Below are 16361 nucleotides of genomic sequence, written 5' to 3'. Positions count from 1 at the left end.
GAGCACCACAATTGCTCTGTTTTACGATATTCAATACGAACCGCCGGAATAGCGCCATATTCTCGACCGCATCCTCCATCGCTATCCTGGAAGCATCCTCGTTGAACACCACATCAAGAATGTAATGCTGGCTGTTCTCTATCCGCCAGTGCTGCCGTATATAGTGCCCTAGCAGCTTGTGCTTGGGGGATAACGAGCTGACATAGTAAGAGGTATCTACCGTTCCTTTTCCGTTGGCGCTGCGGTGACGCTCAACGGCAATGATGCTGCGGATTGTCGGCCATTTCTCCGTCAACTCTGGCGGTAATTTGGCTTTTAATTGAAACACATAACGCTCTTCCTGGCGGCCATGTCCACTCTCTTTGTGCTCGACGACAATCTTCTCTTTCTGGGCGTCAAACAGTGACTGGAATTGCGATTGAACCGCTTGATACAGCTTCGGTTGATTATTCTTGACCTGTACCACTACATGAGCCTTCTTCTCGCTGATTTTCTCCAGTGTCTCACGCTGACAATGCAACGCATCGAGTGTGACAACGGCTCCTTTTAGCTCAAGAATGTCCAGCATATCTTTGACGGTTTCGATTTCCCCCTTCTTGTTAGGGGTTGCTTTCTGGCTTAACACCAGCCCATTTTCGGTATCGTAAGCCGTGACCAACTGAAGCGCATCCTTGGCATTTCCCCGAAAGGAGCCGCGTAACACCTTGCCATCAAAGGCAATGATGGGTTTGCCCTGATGAGTGCGCTGTTCATTGACCCAGCACAGCAACGCTTCAAGCAAGGTATCGATGACAATGCAGCGCAGAATGCGGGCAACCGTGTGACGCCGCGGGATGCCGTTGGCAAAGGGGCGATGCTGACGGAGCCAATCGATCTTTGAATCGCCATAGGTTTCGATGTCATTCCAGCCCTCGGCACCACTCATGATGGCACTGATGACAAGGAACATGACATCAACCAGGTTATGTTTACGATTGATCTCAGAGCGAGTTTCTTCGACAAGGGTAAGGTGTTCAATCAACGTCATAGCGCGTGCCTCCTGCATGGAGACGCGATTAGATCACAGACGATCTGCCTGTTCAAATTTCATTAACAAAGTGCGATCCCGCCCTGAATAATTTTGAGGGGTGGCAAGAGCTCTATCTGAATAGCCGATGCGATACAAAACCAGTTGGTCACTACACTGCGATGTAGTATGAGGAGCTAGTGACAAGAACGATCTTTGACGCGATTTATTGTAACTGGTGTGGATGCACCACTGTGGTGCAAAACTCAAAGGCGTAGCCCGAACCGAACTACGATTGATTTATAGATAGGTAATAAGTAGGTGAATTCCTCGCTTCGCGAGAAGTAGGCCATACTTATCATCTGAGGCTCATAAGATATTTCATAATTGTCACTATTCAAATGTACGGTTTCTTTGTCTTATTATTCATGATACCTCTCCGTGTGCAATAGAAAGCATTTTTAACAACCATAGTCACATAGATTTATGCAACAAATATTTTCGTCCCATCACGGGACCTTGCTCAGAGAGAGTTATAGCTGTCAGTTACTCGTATAATCCCACCAATAGTAATTGGTGTGCATTATGTGCTGTGTGACTAAGGGGTATCACAGTAACCCTATGTAATATATAGCCTCTGTAACCTATGCTCCACTGCTGGCACAACAGCAGTTATGTTGCATTGAGGTAAATCAAATTTGATGGTCAGATTGTTCTGCCTGTAGTTCCCAATCGCAAACTGAATCTCGGTCACCAATAGTGGAGTGTGTTCTCAATTTTATAATTATTAGTATTAACAATGAGTTGGTGACTAGCCTACATAATCTATCTATGAAATAATTAGCTGTCTTTGGTAAGGTTAGTTTCTTATAGCTTGCAGTTAGTCGATGGTAAACCAGAAGATGATATCCATACCAAGGATAAGTTTACCTTCTATATGAAAGCAGGAACTCGCTAGGGCAATGGATTTCCATAATCAGAGTAATACAACGTCTAAAGGAAGGGCTGATGGAGCTGATCGATAATATTAACCGTTTGCTCGGTGACGATCTTAAACAAACCCTCAGACCTGGAGCTCGGCTGAAGATCGCAGCGACATGCTTTTCGATGTACGCCTTTGAGGCATTGAAAGCAGAACTTGAGGCAATTGACGAACTGGAGTTCATCTTTACTTCACCCACCTTTGTTGCCAACGAGGTCACGGACAAAATCCGTAAAGAACGAAAAGAGTTCCACATCCCCAAACACGACAGGGAGCGGAGTCTGTATGGCAGCGAGTTTGAAATCCAGCTACGCAACAAGCTAACCCAACGAGCTGTCGCCAAGGAGTGTGCTGATTGGATTAGGCGCAAAGCGGTGTTCAAAAGTAACCGTACTAAAGCGCCAATGCAGCAGTTTGCCTGTGTTCAAACCAAGGATACAGATACGGCTTATATGCCCTTACATGGTTTCACGGCGGTTGATTTGGGTTACCAGCAGGGCAATGCTGTATCCAACTTGGTCAACAAAATGGATGAAGCCCCTTTTACGACCACGTATCTCGGTCTGTTCAACCAGATTTGGAATGATCCTGAGCAACTAGAGGATGTAACAGCCCAGATTTGTGAGCATATGGCATCGGTGTATCAGGAAAATTCACCTGAGAGCATCTACTTCTTAATGCTGTATAACATCTTCAACGAGTTCCTTGACGATATTGATGAAGATGTACTGCCTAATGATCGCACCGGTTATCAGGACACCCTAGTTTGGAACAAGCTGTTCAACTATCAGAAAGACGCGGCCACCGGGATCATCAACAAGCTGGAGACCTACAGCGGCTGCATCCTTGCCGACAGCGTTGGACTTGGGAAAACATTCACAGCATTGGCCGTCATCAAATATTACGAGCTGCGTAACCGCTCTGTGCTGGTTTTGTGTCCAAAAAAACTGGCCGATAACTGGCTCAATTACAACCGCAACCTGAAGACCAACCTCTTCGCTCGAGATCGCTTCAACTACGACGTTTTATGCCACACCGATCTGTCCCGAACCAGTGGTGAGTCTTTCGGTACGTCACTGAATCGAGTCAACTGGGGCAACTACGATCTCGTTGTTATCGATGAATCGCATAATTTTCGTAACAACGATGCATATAAAGAAAAGGAAACACGCTACCAGAAGCTAATGCGTAAAGTGATTAGAGAGGGGGTGAAGACCAAGGTGTTGATGTTGTCGGCCACACCGGTCAACAACCACTTTGCAGATCTCCGCAACCAGCTAGCATTGGCCTACGAAGGCGACTCTGAAAATCTCAGTAAGAAACTGCGTACTAGCAAATCAGTGGAAGAGATCTTCCGTAATGCCCAAAAAGTCTTCAATGCGTGGTCAACACTGCCACCCGAAAAGCGCACCGCACGGGCCATTTTGGACTCGCTGGATTTCGACTTTTTCGAGTTGCTCGATAGTGTCACCATTGCTCGCTCACGCAAACATATCCAAACCTTCTACGATACCAAAGACATCGGCCAATTCCCTGAACGACTCAAGCCTTTATCGTTCCGTTGCCAGTTGACTGATATCCCAGACGTATTGGGCTTCAACGAGATATTCGAGCAACTTTCTCAACTTAAGTTGGCCATCTACACACCAGCCGCTTACCTGTTGCCAAGCAGAGTCCAGAAATACATTGACCGGTATAATGATCAATCTGGTGGTAAGCATGGCAACCTAAGTCTGGTTGGGCGAGAACAAGGCCTACAGGCATTGATGACAGTGAATCTGCTCAAACGGCTGGAGAGCTCAGTAGAGTCTTTCCGGTTGACGCTCCAATCACTGCGGAGCAACCACGATGCCATGCTCGCCCGAATTGCAGCATTCAACCGAACTGGCGCAGTTGCAACTGTGGGAGACCTTACCGACCTCCTGGATAGACTGGATGCCGAAGAAGACGAACTGCCGGCACTGAGCGAGGAAGCCGGGGAAATCGGCGGCAAGGTCAAGATCAGTCTTGCGGATATGGACCTGCTCTCCTGGGAACATGAACTCAAGCGGGATGTGCAGATCATTAGTGTGTTATTGGATGAAATGGGCAAGATCACGCCTGAGAACGATGTCAAGCTACAACATCTTAAGGCACACCTGCTGGATAAGATCGCCAACCCCATTAATCCCGGCAACAGAAAAGTTCTTATCTTCTCAGCGTTTGCTGACACCGCCGACTATCTATACGCCAACATTGCGCCCGAGATGCTTGCCCGTTTCACGATTCACACCGCCAAAGTGACTGGCAAAGGTGCACCTCAATCTACCATTAAGCACGGCGGACAACGACGCAACTATGACTTTCAGGAACTGCTAACCCTATTTTCGCCACGGTCCAAGGAAAAAGCGGTAGTGATGCCAGACGAACCTGCCGAGGTGGATCTGCTGATAGGCACAGACTGCATCTCGGAAGGACAAAACCTGCAAGATTGCGACTACCTTATCAACTACGACATTCACTGGAACCCGGTACGTATCATTCAGCGCTTTGGCCGGGTAGATCGGATTGGTTCACAGAACCGTTGCATCCAGTTGGTAAACTATTGGCCCGATATCTCGCTTGATGAATACATCAACCTCAAAGAGCGCGTTGAAAGCCGTATGATGATTGCCGATGTGACTGCAACAGGGGACGACAACGTCCTCTCAGCACAAGCCAACGATGTATCATATCGCAAGGAACAATTGCGTCGGTTGCAAGAAGAGGTGATCGAACTGGAAGAGTTGAAGACCGGTGTATCCATTACCGATCTGGGTCTCAACGATTTTCGGATGGACTTGCTCAACTACATCAAATCCCACGGTGACTTAAGTAATGTACCGAGTGGGATGCACGCCGTCGTGCCTGCCAATCCCAACATGGGGCTCCGACCCGGGGTGATTTTCACGCTGCGCAATCGCAACACTGATATTGGCATTAATCAGCACAATAGGTTACATCCCTACTACCTCGTGTACATCGATAGCAAAGGAGAGGTCGTCCACGATCATACCGAAATCAAGCGCCTGCTCGATCTGGTTAGAACCTGCTGTAAAGGGCAGGATCACCCTATAGCGGCAGTGTGTGAGCGTTTCAATCAAAATACTGCCGATGGGCGTAAGATGCAGGCTTATTCTGACCTTCTGGGCTCATCCATTCGCTCAATGATCGAGGTAAAGGAAGAGAAAGATTTAGACAGCCTCTTTGCGGGTGGCAAGACCACGGCACTGACCAATACCATCTCCGGTCTGGATGACTTCGAGCTCATCAGTTTCCTCGTTATCCAGGAGGAGCAATGAACCCAAACGCCAGCTGTCAGCATCCCGCCCTAATTGCTTACCCCAAACAGGCCGCGTTTGGCCGTGTGTTGCCAAAAAACAAGATCTACGAACACAGCAGAGCGAACGCCCGGCTCAAAGAGTTGTTCGTCGAACAAGTAGAGCAGATCATCTGGCAATACAAGCTAGCGCCGGACACCATCAATCTGCCGTCCCGCTCAGCAGTTCCTGAAATCCAAGTATTCACCATTCAACTTAAAACTTCAGAATTGCACCAAGATGTGTTGCGCTGTATCGACGGTGTAGTGCCTTTCCCCATCATCTTCGAGCTGCATCAGGGGGAAGGAGAACAAGCGCAGACCCAAGTAGTCGCTGCGTACAAACGCCCGGCCATGTCAGGCCGAATTGCGAGTGGAAATATGGACACTAGCAATTGGGTGCTATCAGATTACTTTGCAACCAACTGGTTACCAGCGGCAGAAGAACGTTCTTCTCTGCCACTGAGTATTGATATGGCGGTACTATACGAGGCATTGCTACAACGCTTGCTCCCACTAAAAGCCCGATCACAAGAGACACTGGTCGATCTAATTGCCCGAGTGGAACAAGTTGCAACTAAGCGCCGTGCGATTGATAAGGCCCAAGCTCGTATGGCACGAGAGAAACAGTTTAACCGCCGGGTAGAGCTCAATATGCAATTGCGGCAACTAAAAATCGAACTTGAAGAACTGACCGGTAGGAGTAATGCATGATGCAGAGCCTGAATGAGGAATCGCGTAATCACATCGAGCTGGTCGCAGGCGAAGCGTTGATGCAACTGGCAAGCATTTCTGAAACAGCCAAGCGCAAGCTGCGGGATGGACGGCGACAGGGTTTTGATGCATTGGCGAACATAAACACAATGACATCCAGCTCCGCCATTCAAAAAATGGATAACATCAGTCAGTCGAACCGCGACAGCTATCAAGTACTTATGGCTGAGCCGGCCATCGCCCGCGTTGTAGTAGTTGATGAAGATGGAAATGAGAAAACCTACTACATATGCCGTACAACACCGGTATCAGGTTTTCCCACTTTAGCCAGCTACCGTGCACCTGTTGGGCGATTGGCATCATTGGCAATTGGCACAGAATTCACGCTTCCCAATGGTACTGTTGTTCAAGTTCTTGAGCGAACCCAGCTCCGGCCCAATTTGCGCGATGACGAATGGGACTCTAAAGACACAACCATTGAGGCCGAACATTTTGGGCCTTTCACTATCGAGTCACTGCGTGCTTTGCTGACCGAGGTTGCGGGCGAGGATGTAACCGAAGACATTATTGGCCAGTTACTGGCAGAGGAAACAGCTAAGGCCAACATCATCGACGGCGTCCGCCGTAGTGTCATCACTAAAATGGGGTTACGAGATCAGCCAATCCTAGATCAATACCAAGACGAGATTTTTCGCCTCCCTCTCGACAAGCGCCTGCTGATTCTGGGACCACCAGGAACAGGAAAAACGACAACCCTGATCCGCCGCATAGGCCAAAAGCTCGACACGGCCTTTCTGGGTGAAGATGAACTCCGCTTGGTGGAAGCTGTCGCATCAGCCCAAGGCATAGCGCACGCCAACAGCTGGCTTATGTTTACGCCGACCGAGTTACTCAAGCAATATCTCAAGGAAGCTTTTGCTCGTGAAGGTGTACCAGCCTCGGACCTGCACATCAGAACATGGCAAGACTATCGACGCGAGCTGGCACGAAACGCATTTGGAGTCCTCAGAACAGCCTCTGGCGGCGGTACTTTTGTCCTGAAAGACGGATTACTCAGCCTGAGCGAAGCCGCTGTAGAGCGTCCCATCCAATGGTTTGATGATTTCGACGCTTGGCAACACAAGGTATATATACAGGAGCTGCATAATGCTGCTACCCAGCTACACCATGCCAAGTCTACTGAGGTGCGGAATCTCGGTGCTCGTCTGCAAGATATCTTGTCACGGGCGGCCGCTGGGGCAAAAGTTACCATCTTCGGCTCATTGGTTGCAGAGGTTGCCACAGTACAGGCACTCGTCAGCACTCTGAAGGAAGGCTCCGACGCCAAGATCAGGAGGGCCCTCAATCTTCAGCTCAATCGCAACCGAGCATTCCTGGATGAATTAGGCCTCGTGATTGACAGCATACATAAAGCACAAGTAACTGATTTTGAGGACTTGGACGATCCAGATTCTGATGAGGAAGAGGATGTCACCGCCTCCCGTACTGGCAGTGCAGCAGCACTAAATGCTTACATGCAAGCTGTGCGAGCCCAAGCTCGGGCAGCAGCATCACAGCGAACTCTCAGCAAGACATCCCGAAACGGAAAAATTATTGAGTGGTTGGAGGATCGCGGGCTAACGGAGGCGGATCGCGACGAGCTGGGCGCTAGTCTGCTAGTGCAAGCAAGTGCCCGCCGCTTCGTCAATCCAGTCAAAAGCTACCTAGACGGTATCCCAAAGCGCTACAGAGCATTCAGACGCGAACGCCAACTGGCAAACACTTGGTATCGTCACCAAGGCTTCGAAGCTCGCGATATCCACCCGCTGGAATTGGATATCGTCTTGCTCGCAATCTTGCGCGCGGCAACCGGCCTTATTAGTGGGCCCAACGTTCTGCGCGATATCGACAGTCCCGCATGGTCATCACTCAAGCCTATTTTGAGTTATTATCGCAACCAGATCCTAGTGGATGAGGCGACGGACTTCTCACCGATACAGCTTGCGAGCATGGCGGCACTGGCGCACCCTCGGCTGCGCTCATTCTTTGCTTGTGGTGACTTCAATCAGCGTCTGACCACTTGGGGTGCACGCTCCTCTGACGACTTGAAGTGGATATTCACCGATTTTGATATCAAAGAGATAACCGTTTCCTACCGGCAGAGCAAACAGCTCAACGAGCTGGCCAGCGCGATGCTCCGTGCCGTCGGTGGTCCCGAGCAAAACGCTAGCTTGCCTATGCACATGGACTGCGTAGGAGTCGCACCAACACTGCTAGAACACGCCAGCAACATAGAAACCACGGTTGCCTGGTTAGCAGATCGCATTCGAGAAATTGATCGCTTTGTCGACCCATTGCCATTGCCATCCACAGCCATTTTTGTGAACTCAGAGGCAGAGGTTGCCCTGGTGGCTGAAGCACTCAACACTGCCTTGGCAGATCACAACATCCCTGTGCTCGCATGTCGTGAGGGCCAGGCAGTAGGACAAGAAAGTAACGTGCGCGTATTCGACATCAAGCACATCAAAGGACTGGAATTCGAGGCTGTGTTCTTTGTCGGCATTGACCAGCTCGCCACACTCCACCCATCACTGTTCGACAAATACCTATATGTCGGTACCACTCGAGCAGCTACCTATCTGGGAGTGACTTGTTGGGGCGCTTTGCCATCCGCGATCGATAGCTTACGTGCGCACTTTTGCCAAGGCTGGCAGCAAGGCGACTGACGTGAACAACTTGAATAATTGAAACGCCGAGCATGTTTCGGAAGAAAGCACGGCGAGAGAGAGAAACATGGAAAAAATGAAAATGCACTCCCCCAATATGACCCAAGAAAACATCGCTCGCCTGCGTGAGTTGTTCCCGGGCTGCGTGACTGAGGCACAAGGCAAGGATGGCGCTGTTAAGCTGGCGGTGGACTTCGACCAGCTTCGTCAAGAGCTGGCTGACTCGATCGTCGAGGGGCCACAGGAGCGTTATCACCTCAACTGGCCAGGAAAACGAGAAGCGCTGCTGACAGCCAATGCCCCTATAGCAAAAACGCTGCGCCCCTGCCGTGATGAGAGCGTGGAGTTCGATACCACCAAGAACCTGTTTATCGAGGGGGATAACCTCGATGCACTAAAGCTGTTGCAAGAGACTTATCTGGGCAAGGTCAAGATGATCTACATCGACCCACCATACAACACAGGTAAAGACTTCATCTATAAGGATGATTTCAGCACAGATGTCGGCGACTATCTGCAACAGTCTAATCAAGCTGACTCTGATGGGGGGCGACTGGTTTCGAACACCGAGGCAAACGGACGTTTCCATTCCGACTGGTTAAGTATGATCTACCCTCGACTGAAACTAGCGCGCAACTTGCTGCGAGAAGATGGCGTGATATTCATTTCAATTGACGACAACGAGGCCAGCAACCTTCGCAAGGTGTGCGATGAGGTTTTCGGAGAAAAAAGCTTCATAGGTCAGATTGTTTGGCAGCGTTCCAAGAAGGGTGACTCAAAGCTCATCGCAAAAGTCCACGAATACATCCTGTGCTACGTCCGAGACAAAGACTCCGTCCTTGCGAGTGGAATCTGGCGGCGCCCCAAAGAAGGAGCCGAGCAGGTGCTGTCCAAGTATGCTGAGCTAAGAACCAGCTTGGGAGCCAACCACGCAGCTATCCGGGCCGAAATGCAGGCTTGGTACAAACAACTGTCCAATGACGATCCTCGCAAGGCCCACAAACACTATAACTGGTCTGATGACCGTGGGCTGTACTTCGCGGATAACTTTGCTGGTCCGGATGACGGTCGCGAGTCTCGGCCGCGTCACGACATCTTTCACCCGATCACCGGGAAGTCGTGCAAGAAGCCGTCAACTGGTTGGCGGTGGGATGAAGAGAAGACCAAATGGGCATTAGCCCAAACCCCGCCACGCATTCACTTTGGCCCTGATGAGACGACGATCCCGACGCGGAAGAGTTACTTGTTTGAGATCGATAGCGAGCCGTACTCGTCCGTGTTCTATCGCGACGGACGCTCTGCCACGCTCGAGGTTGAAGAGCTCGTTGGAAAAGGCTGGTTCCCTTTCCCGAAGAACACCGATGTACTGACCGAGTTGATCGAGCTGGTCACCAAACCCGACGACATCATTCTTGACTTCTTTGCAGGATCAGGCTCAACAGGGCACGCTGTTATGAAGGTGAATCAGGTGCATGGGTCTATGCGGCGCTTCATCTTAGCCCAGATCCCAGAGGAAACCGGACGAACCGGCTACGCTACAATTGCAGAAATTACCAAGACGCGGTTGCAGGAGGCTGGAAAGAAGATAGCCCTAGCAGTAGGTCCAACGGGCATGGGCTTCCGCGTCCTGAAGATCGACTCCTCAAATATGGCCGACGTTTACTACACACCCGATACGCTGGATATGGCTACTCTCGATCTCTTTGTGGAGAACATCAAGCCGGACCGGACGTCAGAAGATTTGCTGTTCCAAGTAATGTTGGATTGGGGCGTTGATTTGGCCTTACCGATCACCAGAGAGGTAATCCAAGGCAAAGAGGTGTTGTTTGTCGATGGCAATGACACCCAGATGGCACTAGCAGCTTGCTTCAACGCCAACGGCGGTATCGATGAAGCGTTTGTGAAAGAACTGGCCAAGCGTCAGCCGCTGCGGGTTGTGTTCCGTGATTCAGGCTTTAACAGCAGTGCAGTCAAGATCAACGTTGAGCAAATCTTCAAGCTGCTGTCGCCCGCCACCGACGTCAAGTGTATCTAAGGTGTTGGTGATGATTCAGGCTGCACTGGAGGGGGGCTCTATGGCCCCAAGACTTTTTTGAAAGGTATCGCATGAAGCTCAAATTCAAACACCAACCTTACCAAGCCGCGGCCGTACAGGCAGTCATCGACGTATTTAAGGGGCAACCTCCAGCCTCCGCTGCGGCCATGAGCTATCGTATCGATCCCGGTAAAGCCAAGAAAGGAACGGATGATCTCTTCGCGGTGGGGGGAGGCTTCAAGAACGCCGATCTCATGCTTAACGATACTGTCTTGCTGGACAATATCCATCAGGTGCAGCGAGTTCAGAATTTGCCGCTTTCAGACGCCTTGGTCAAAACCAAGGTAGCCAATCTGAATCTCGACATCGAGATGGAAACCGGTACGGGCAAGACCTACTGCTACATCAAGACGATGTTTGAGCTCAATAAGCAGTACGGCTGGAGCAAGTTCATCATCGTCGTGCCCAGCATCGCCATTCGCGAAGGGGTCGCTAAGTCGCTTGAGATAACAGCAGATCACTTCTTGGAGAGTTATCAGAAAAAGGCTCGCTTCTTTATCTACAACTCGAAAGAACCGCATCATCTGGAGAGCTTCTCATCGGATGCAGGTATCAACGTGATGGTGATCAACGTACAAGCGTTCAATGCGACCGGCAAGGATAACCGCCGCATTTACGAAGTACTGGATGATTTCCAGTCGCGCCGCCCGATCGATGTGATCAGTGCCAATCGTCCCATTCTGATCCTGGATGAGCCGCAAAAGATGGAGGGTGGTAAGACCCTTGACTCACTGGTTAACTTTAACCCCTTGATGGTGCTGCGTTACTCCGCGACCCACAAGACCAATCACAACAAGATCCATCGTCTTGATGCGCTTGATGCCTATAACCAGAAGCTGGTGAAGAAGATTGCGGTGCGCGGTATCTCGGTCAAAGGATTGGCTGGTACCAATGCTTACCTTTATTTACAGTCCATTGAGATTTCCAGCCAAAAGCCGCCAGTCGCTGTTGTGGAGTTCGAGCAAAAACTGGCCGGTGGCGATATCAAGCGGGTCACTCGAAAGTTGGGTAAGGGCGACAACCTGTTCGATCTGTCTAATGAACTTGAGCAGTATCGGGATGGGTTCGTGGTATCCGATATTAATGCCAACGCTGACACTCTGAGCTTTACCAATGGTGTCGAACTGACGGTCGGCGATGCCATTGGCGATGTGGATGAAACGACGCTGCGCCGCATTCAAATCCGCGAAGCCATTAAGGCCCACTTCGACAAAGAAATCGTGCTGTTCAAGAAGGGAGTGAAGGTCCTAACACTTTTCTTTATCGACGAAGTGGCCAAGTATCGCGATTACAGTGCCAGCGATGAGAAAGGGGTATATGCCCGTATCTTTGAAGAAGAGTATGCGCTCTATCTTAAAGACCTGCTGCGCTATGAGACCCCCTACACCGATTATCTGAAAGGCATTCAGGCAGAGAAGACCCATAACGGCTATTTCTCTATAGATAAGAAGACCAAGCGCGCTGTTGATTCCAAGGTTGCTTCTCGCGGTGAAAATGCGGGCCAGTCCGATGATGTAGATGCCTACGATCTGATTCTCAAAGATAAGGAGCGGCTCTTGTCACTAGCTGAGCCGGTACGTTTTATCTTCTCACACTCAGCCTTGCGTGAGGGTTGGGACAACCCCAACGTCTTTGTGATCTGTTTCCTAAAACATCCGGATTACAACAATGTCGTCACTCGTCGCCAGGAAGTAGGACGTGGTTTGCGTTTGTCAGTGAATCAGGATGGCAGCCGCATGGATCATCCGTCCACAGTTCACGATGTGAACGTGCTGACCGTGGTGGCCAGTGAGAGCTACACAGAATTCGTGGCTGCACTGCAAAAGGACATCAGCGATTCGCTTTCAGAGCGACCACGTATTGCGGATAAGGCATTCTTCATCGGCAAGATAGTAGTAACAGCAGCTGGCCCCATTACCGTCACAGAAGACCAAGCAGCCGATATTGAGTTCTATCTGATACAAAACGGATACGTGGATAAGAAACGCAACGTGACCGAGAAGTATCACCAAGACAAAAAAAATGATGCTTTGGCCAAGCTGCCAGACGACCTGAGCATGCTCGGTGAGCAGGTATTTAAACTGGTGGACAGTGTCTTTAGCGAGAGCCAGTTGCCTGATATTGGTGATGACCGTAAACCTAAGAAGAACCCGCTCAACGCAAACTTTGAGAAGAAGGAGTTTAAAGCTCTGTGGGAGCGCATCAATCGTAAAGCTGCCTATAGCGTCGATTTCAATTCTGATGAGTTGGTGCAGAAAACTATTGCTGTACTTAATAGCAAGGGCTCCGATGGCCTGAGGGTCACACCTTTGCAATACACCATCCAACAGGGTGAGCAGATAGCCTCGGTTACCTATGATGGCCTTCAGGAAGGTACAGCTTTTAAACTAAAGAGTACTGAAACGCAGGCCAACCAAACGTCTATCCATTCTCTGGTGAAATACGACCTGCTCGGCAAATTAGCAGAGGGGACGCAGCTCACTCGGCGCACTGTCGCACAGATGCTTAAGGGACTCGATGCTGATGTACTTGCTCAATTCAAGACCAACCCAGAAAGTTTTATTGCTGAGGCAGTTCGAATCATCAACGAACAGAAAGCTACGATAATTGTTGAGCACTTGACCTACGACCCAACTGAAGACAAATTCGAATTGGATATCTTCACTACCGGCCAGACCAAACAGGACTTTAGTAAGGCCGGAGAGAAGCTAAGGAGGCACATCTACGACTACGTGGTGACCGATTCCAACATCGAACGGGAATTTGTCAAAGAACTAGATACCAGTAACGAAGTAGTAGTCTACGCCAAGCTGCCACGTGGCTTCTTGATCCCGACTCCGGTCGGTGACTACAACCCTGATTGGGCTATTTCATTCAAGGAGGGGGCAGTCAAGCATATCTACTTCGTGGCCGAAACTAAGGGCTCAATATCATCTATGGACCTACGAGAGATCGAAAAAACCAAGATAAAATGCGCCCGTAAGTTCTTCGATGGAATGAACCGCCGCTTCGCTCCGGAAAATGTGAAATACGATGTTGTAGATAGTTTCGGGAAATTGATGGAAGTAGTGAAATGATGATGTTCACAGAGTATGATTTCTTCTACTGACCGATGAACTGATAAATATGAACAGCCAGACTGATATTATCAGTGTGGCTGTTCATTTATGAAGCAGTCGTTTTATTAAAATCCAATATATGGCGATAGCCAGCGCATCGACTTGCGCTTTAAATTTAAAAAAAGTATTTTGACTATCAAATATTTATAAAGCCAACATATTTCAAATACCTATAACCAGGTATACTGAGCAGGTATAGTTATTAATGGGCACCTGAGAATGGCGCCCTTTTACTTTGATATCAAATATTACATCGAGAATTTAATTAGCGATGTGATATAAATAACCTACAGCATCACTAACTTCATTTTCGAAACTTGTAGGCAAACACAGCACATCATCCAAGATAGGAGCTATAACATTTTTATTGATATCTTCACGAATACCACTTCTTGCATTTTCAGAGTATCCATTAATAAGAGCTAGCAAACTACACTCACCAGGATCGCTTACCCCTCTCCCTATAATGGAGATTAACATATGAACCCCATCTTCATACTTCTCATTATCATTCAAATACATTTTTGCAAGTTTATATGTTGCACCTAAATGAACACCATTACGAGAAGCCAACTCAAACGATTTAATTGCATCGTCCTTGTTCTTATCATGATGTAGTGCGATATAACCACGTCGATAGTTTATATCATCATCATAAAGACTTGGGAATTGACTAATGTAGGAATCCATAATTTCTTTACATTTATGTATATCTGCATTTACTCCATCACCAATGTGATAGATATATGCTAAACGACATAAAATTACTGGTTCTCCCGAACCAAGACATTGGCTATACCAAAATTCAGCTTTTTCAAGATCTTGAGAAACTATGCGCCCTTGTGCATAGTGAGTCCCCAGTACAAATTGAGCCTTGCTATCACCTGATTTAGCAAGCGAAATAAGCTCATCTAAAGATATGTCATCTAAATAAGTGCAATAAGGGACTTCTGTGTACTTCAATAACGTATAGTCGCTAACCCAAGAATACAGCAGGCTAGATATCTCACAAAGTTCAATGTCTATTTTACCAGCCCGGTAGCAACTCCAATACAATTTTGCCAATTGCAGATTGGCATTTTTTATTCCATGCTTAGACGCATAATCAAGCTGACTTCTTATATCTTTAATATCATTGAAAAATATATCTTTATACAATTCAAAATTTTCATGGTCATTCAGCAATGGCCAAAGATCACAAATCTCTTTCACAGATAGTAAATATTTCGCGGCAGGATAGTTTCCATATGCAGCAGATGCAAGCATCTCTAATCCATCGCTACAGTTCGCATCTTCATTTAACAGTATGATGCTGGCCTCGGGAATTCAGATAATAAGTGCGACACTCATGGATGAATGGCGAGAGGTGGCCAACTGCTGATTGGTGGTACCCTTCTGCTCGCCAAAGTAAAAGCAGTATCACCATGAGCTATCAGCAGTTGACCGAGGGGCAACGATACCAGTTATCGGTGCTTCGCGCACAGGGGATGTCCATCCTTGCCACCGCACGCGCCATTGGCGTTCATCGCTCCACCCTCTACCGGGAGCTGCGTCGTAACGCCGGGCCGCAGGGCTACCAGCCAGACAATGCGCATCAGCACGCCACCCACCGACGGGCCAGTGCGGCCAAATCTCGGCTATCTGCCGATGTCATCCAGTTTGTCGAGCTGACACTCGCCTGGTGGTGGAGCCCGGAGCAGATAAGCGCGGTGGGCAAGCAGATAGGCCTCATGGTGAGTCACGAGTGGATATACCGCCATGTGGCCGCCGACAAAGCCCGGGGTGGCCAGTTGTACCGCCATCTGCGCCAGGGCCACAAGCGCTACCGCAAGGGGGCGAGCAGCCTGCGTTCTCCCATCAAGGAAGCCCGCTCTATTGATGAACGGCCGGCTATCGTCGATAGCCGGGAGCGGCTCGGTGATTGGGAGGCGGACACGGTGCTGGGCAAGCAAGGCACAGGTGCACTGGTCACCCTGGTGGAGCGCAAGAGCCGGCTCTATCTGGTCAAGCGGGTCGCGAGCAAACAGGCTGGGGTGGTGCGGGATGCGATAATCGAGATGTTAACGCCCTACATCGAGCAGGTGCATACCATCACCTTTGACAACGGCGGCGAGTTTGCCGAACACAAGGCGATAGAGGAAGCGCTGGGTGCCGAGACTTACTTTGCGCACCCTTACTCTTCGTGGGAGCGCGGTCTGAACGAGAACAGCAATGGGCTGTTGAGGCAGTTTATCCCAAAGGGAACAGACCTGAGAGAGGTCACGGACGAGGATGTCAGGAGAGCGGAGCAGTGGCTCAACCTACGACCTCGGAAATGTCTCGGATTCAGGCAGCCTGTCAAGGTATTCGAAGAGTACCGTCAGGCGGCATAGGCGAGTGTCGCACTTCGAAGTTGAATTCGCG

At 49.4% G+C, this 16361-nt stretch carries 8 protein-coding genes; 6 read left to right on the top strand and 2 right to left on the bottom strand.

Annotated features, from left to right (window positions below):
• A partial coding sequence (locus AB5Y90_RS07400) for an ISAs1-like element ISAs1 family transposase (RefSeq protein ID WP_368166602.1) occupies positions 1–1027 on the bottom strand: 1027 nt, incomplete at its 3' end.
• Between the two features lie 987 nt (positions 1028–2014).
• On the opposite strand from AB5Y90_RS07400, the gene AB5Y90_RS07395 reads away from it, so the two are divergent.
• The 5 genes from AB5Y90_RS07395 to AB5Y90_RS07375 all read left to right on the top strand — a co-directional run bounded on the left by AB5Y90_RS07395 (position 2015) and on the right by AB5Y90_RS07375 (position 13916).
• Entirely contained in the window at positions 2015–5308 is a 3294-nt protein-coding gene (locus tag AB5Y90_RS07395; protein WP_368166755.1) for an SNF2-related protein, read from the top strand.
• Complete coding sequence (locus AB5Y90_RS07390; RefSeq protein ID WP_368166754.1) at positions 5305–6039, top strand: DUF4391 domain-containing protein; 735 nt, start codon at positions 5305–5307, stop codon at positions 6037–6039. The genes AB5Y90_RS07395 and AB5Y90_RS07390 overlap by 4 nt, the downstream gene beginning before the upstream one ends.
• Positions 6036–8744 (top strand): ATP-binding domain-containing protein, encoded by a 2709-nt coding sequence (locus AB5Y90_RS07385; protein WP_368166753.1) that lies wholly within the window; start codon positions 6036–6038, stop codon positions 8742–8744. The genes AB5Y90_RS07390 and AB5Y90_RS07385 overlap by 4 nt, the downstream gene beginning before the upstream one ends.
• 67 nt (positions 8745–8811) lie before the next feature.
• Positions 8812–10779: a site-specific DNA-methyltransferase gene (locus AB5Y90_RS07380; RefSeq protein WP_368166752.1), complete on the top strand. Its 1968-nt coding sequence runs from the start codon at positions 8812–8814 to the stop codon at positions 10777–10779.
• 71 nt (positions 10780–10850) lie between these two features.
• Positions 10851–13916 carry a type III restriction-modification system endonuclease gene (locus AB5Y90_RS07375; protein WP_368166751.1) on the top strand — a complete coding sequence of 1022 codons (3066 nt, stop codon included), beginning with the start codon at positions 10851–10853 and terminating at the stop codon, positions 13914–13916.
• A gap of 303 nt (positions 13917–14219) precedes the next feature.
• Here AB5Y90_RS07375 and AB5Y90_RS07370 read toward each other — a convergent pair whose 3' ends face one another.
• Complete coding sequence (locus AB5Y90_RS07370) at positions 14220–15224, bottom strand: tetratricopeptide repeat protein (protein ID WP_368166750.1); 1005 nt, start codon at positions 15222–15224, stop codon at positions 14220–14222.
• A gap of 158 nt (positions 15225–15382) precedes the next feature.
• On the opposite strand from AB5Y90_RS07370, the gene AB5Y90_RS07365 reads away from it, so the two are divergent.
• Positions 15383–16330: an IS30-like element ISAs2 family transposase gene (locus tag AB5Y90_RS07365; RefSeq protein WP_019706001.1), complete on the top strand. Its 948-nt coding sequence runs from the start codon at positions 15383–15385 to the stop codon at positions 16328–16330.
• Positions 16331–16361: the final 31 nt, after the last annotated feature.

It is taken from the genome of Aeromonas sp. R4-1 (assembly GCF_040908325.1).
GTDB lineage: Bacteria > Pseudomonadota > Gammaproteobacteria > Enterobacterales > Aeromonadaceae > Aeromonas > Aeromonas veronii.
This window is presented reverse-complemented; position numbering and strand designations above follow the sequence as displayed.

Excerpts from the sequence above, each read along its gene's own strand:
- AB5Y90_RS07375 (WP_368166751.1), top strand. The coding sequence starts at position 10,851 with ATGAAGCTCAAATTCAAACACCAACCTTACCAAGCCGCGGCCGTACAG.
- AB5Y90_RS07385 (WP_368166753.1), top strand. The coding sequence starts at position 6,036 with ATGATGCAGAGCCTGAATGAGGAATCGCGTAATCACATCGAGCTGGTC.
- AB5Y90_RS07380 (WP_368166752.1), top strand. The coding sequence starts at position 8,812 with ATGGAAAAAATGAAAATGCACTCCCCCAATATGACCCAAGAAAACATC.
- AB5Y90_RS07395 (WP_368166755.1), top strand. The coding sequence starts at position 2,015 with ATGGAGCTGATCGATAATATTAACCGTTTGCTCGGTGACGATCTTAAA.
- AB5Y90_RS07365 (WP_019706001.1), top strand. The coding sequence starts at position 15,383 with ATGAGCTATCAGCAGTTGACCGAGGGGCAACGATACCAGTTATCGGTG.
- AB5Y90_RS07370 (WP_368166750.1), bottom strand. The coding sequence starts at position 15,224 with ATGCTTGCATCTGCTGCATATGGAAACTATCCTGCCGCGAAATATTTA.
- AB5Y90_RS07390 (WP_368166754.1), top strand. The coding sequence starts at position 5,305 with ATGAACCCAAACGCCAGCTGTCAGCATCCCGCCCTAATTGCTTACCCC.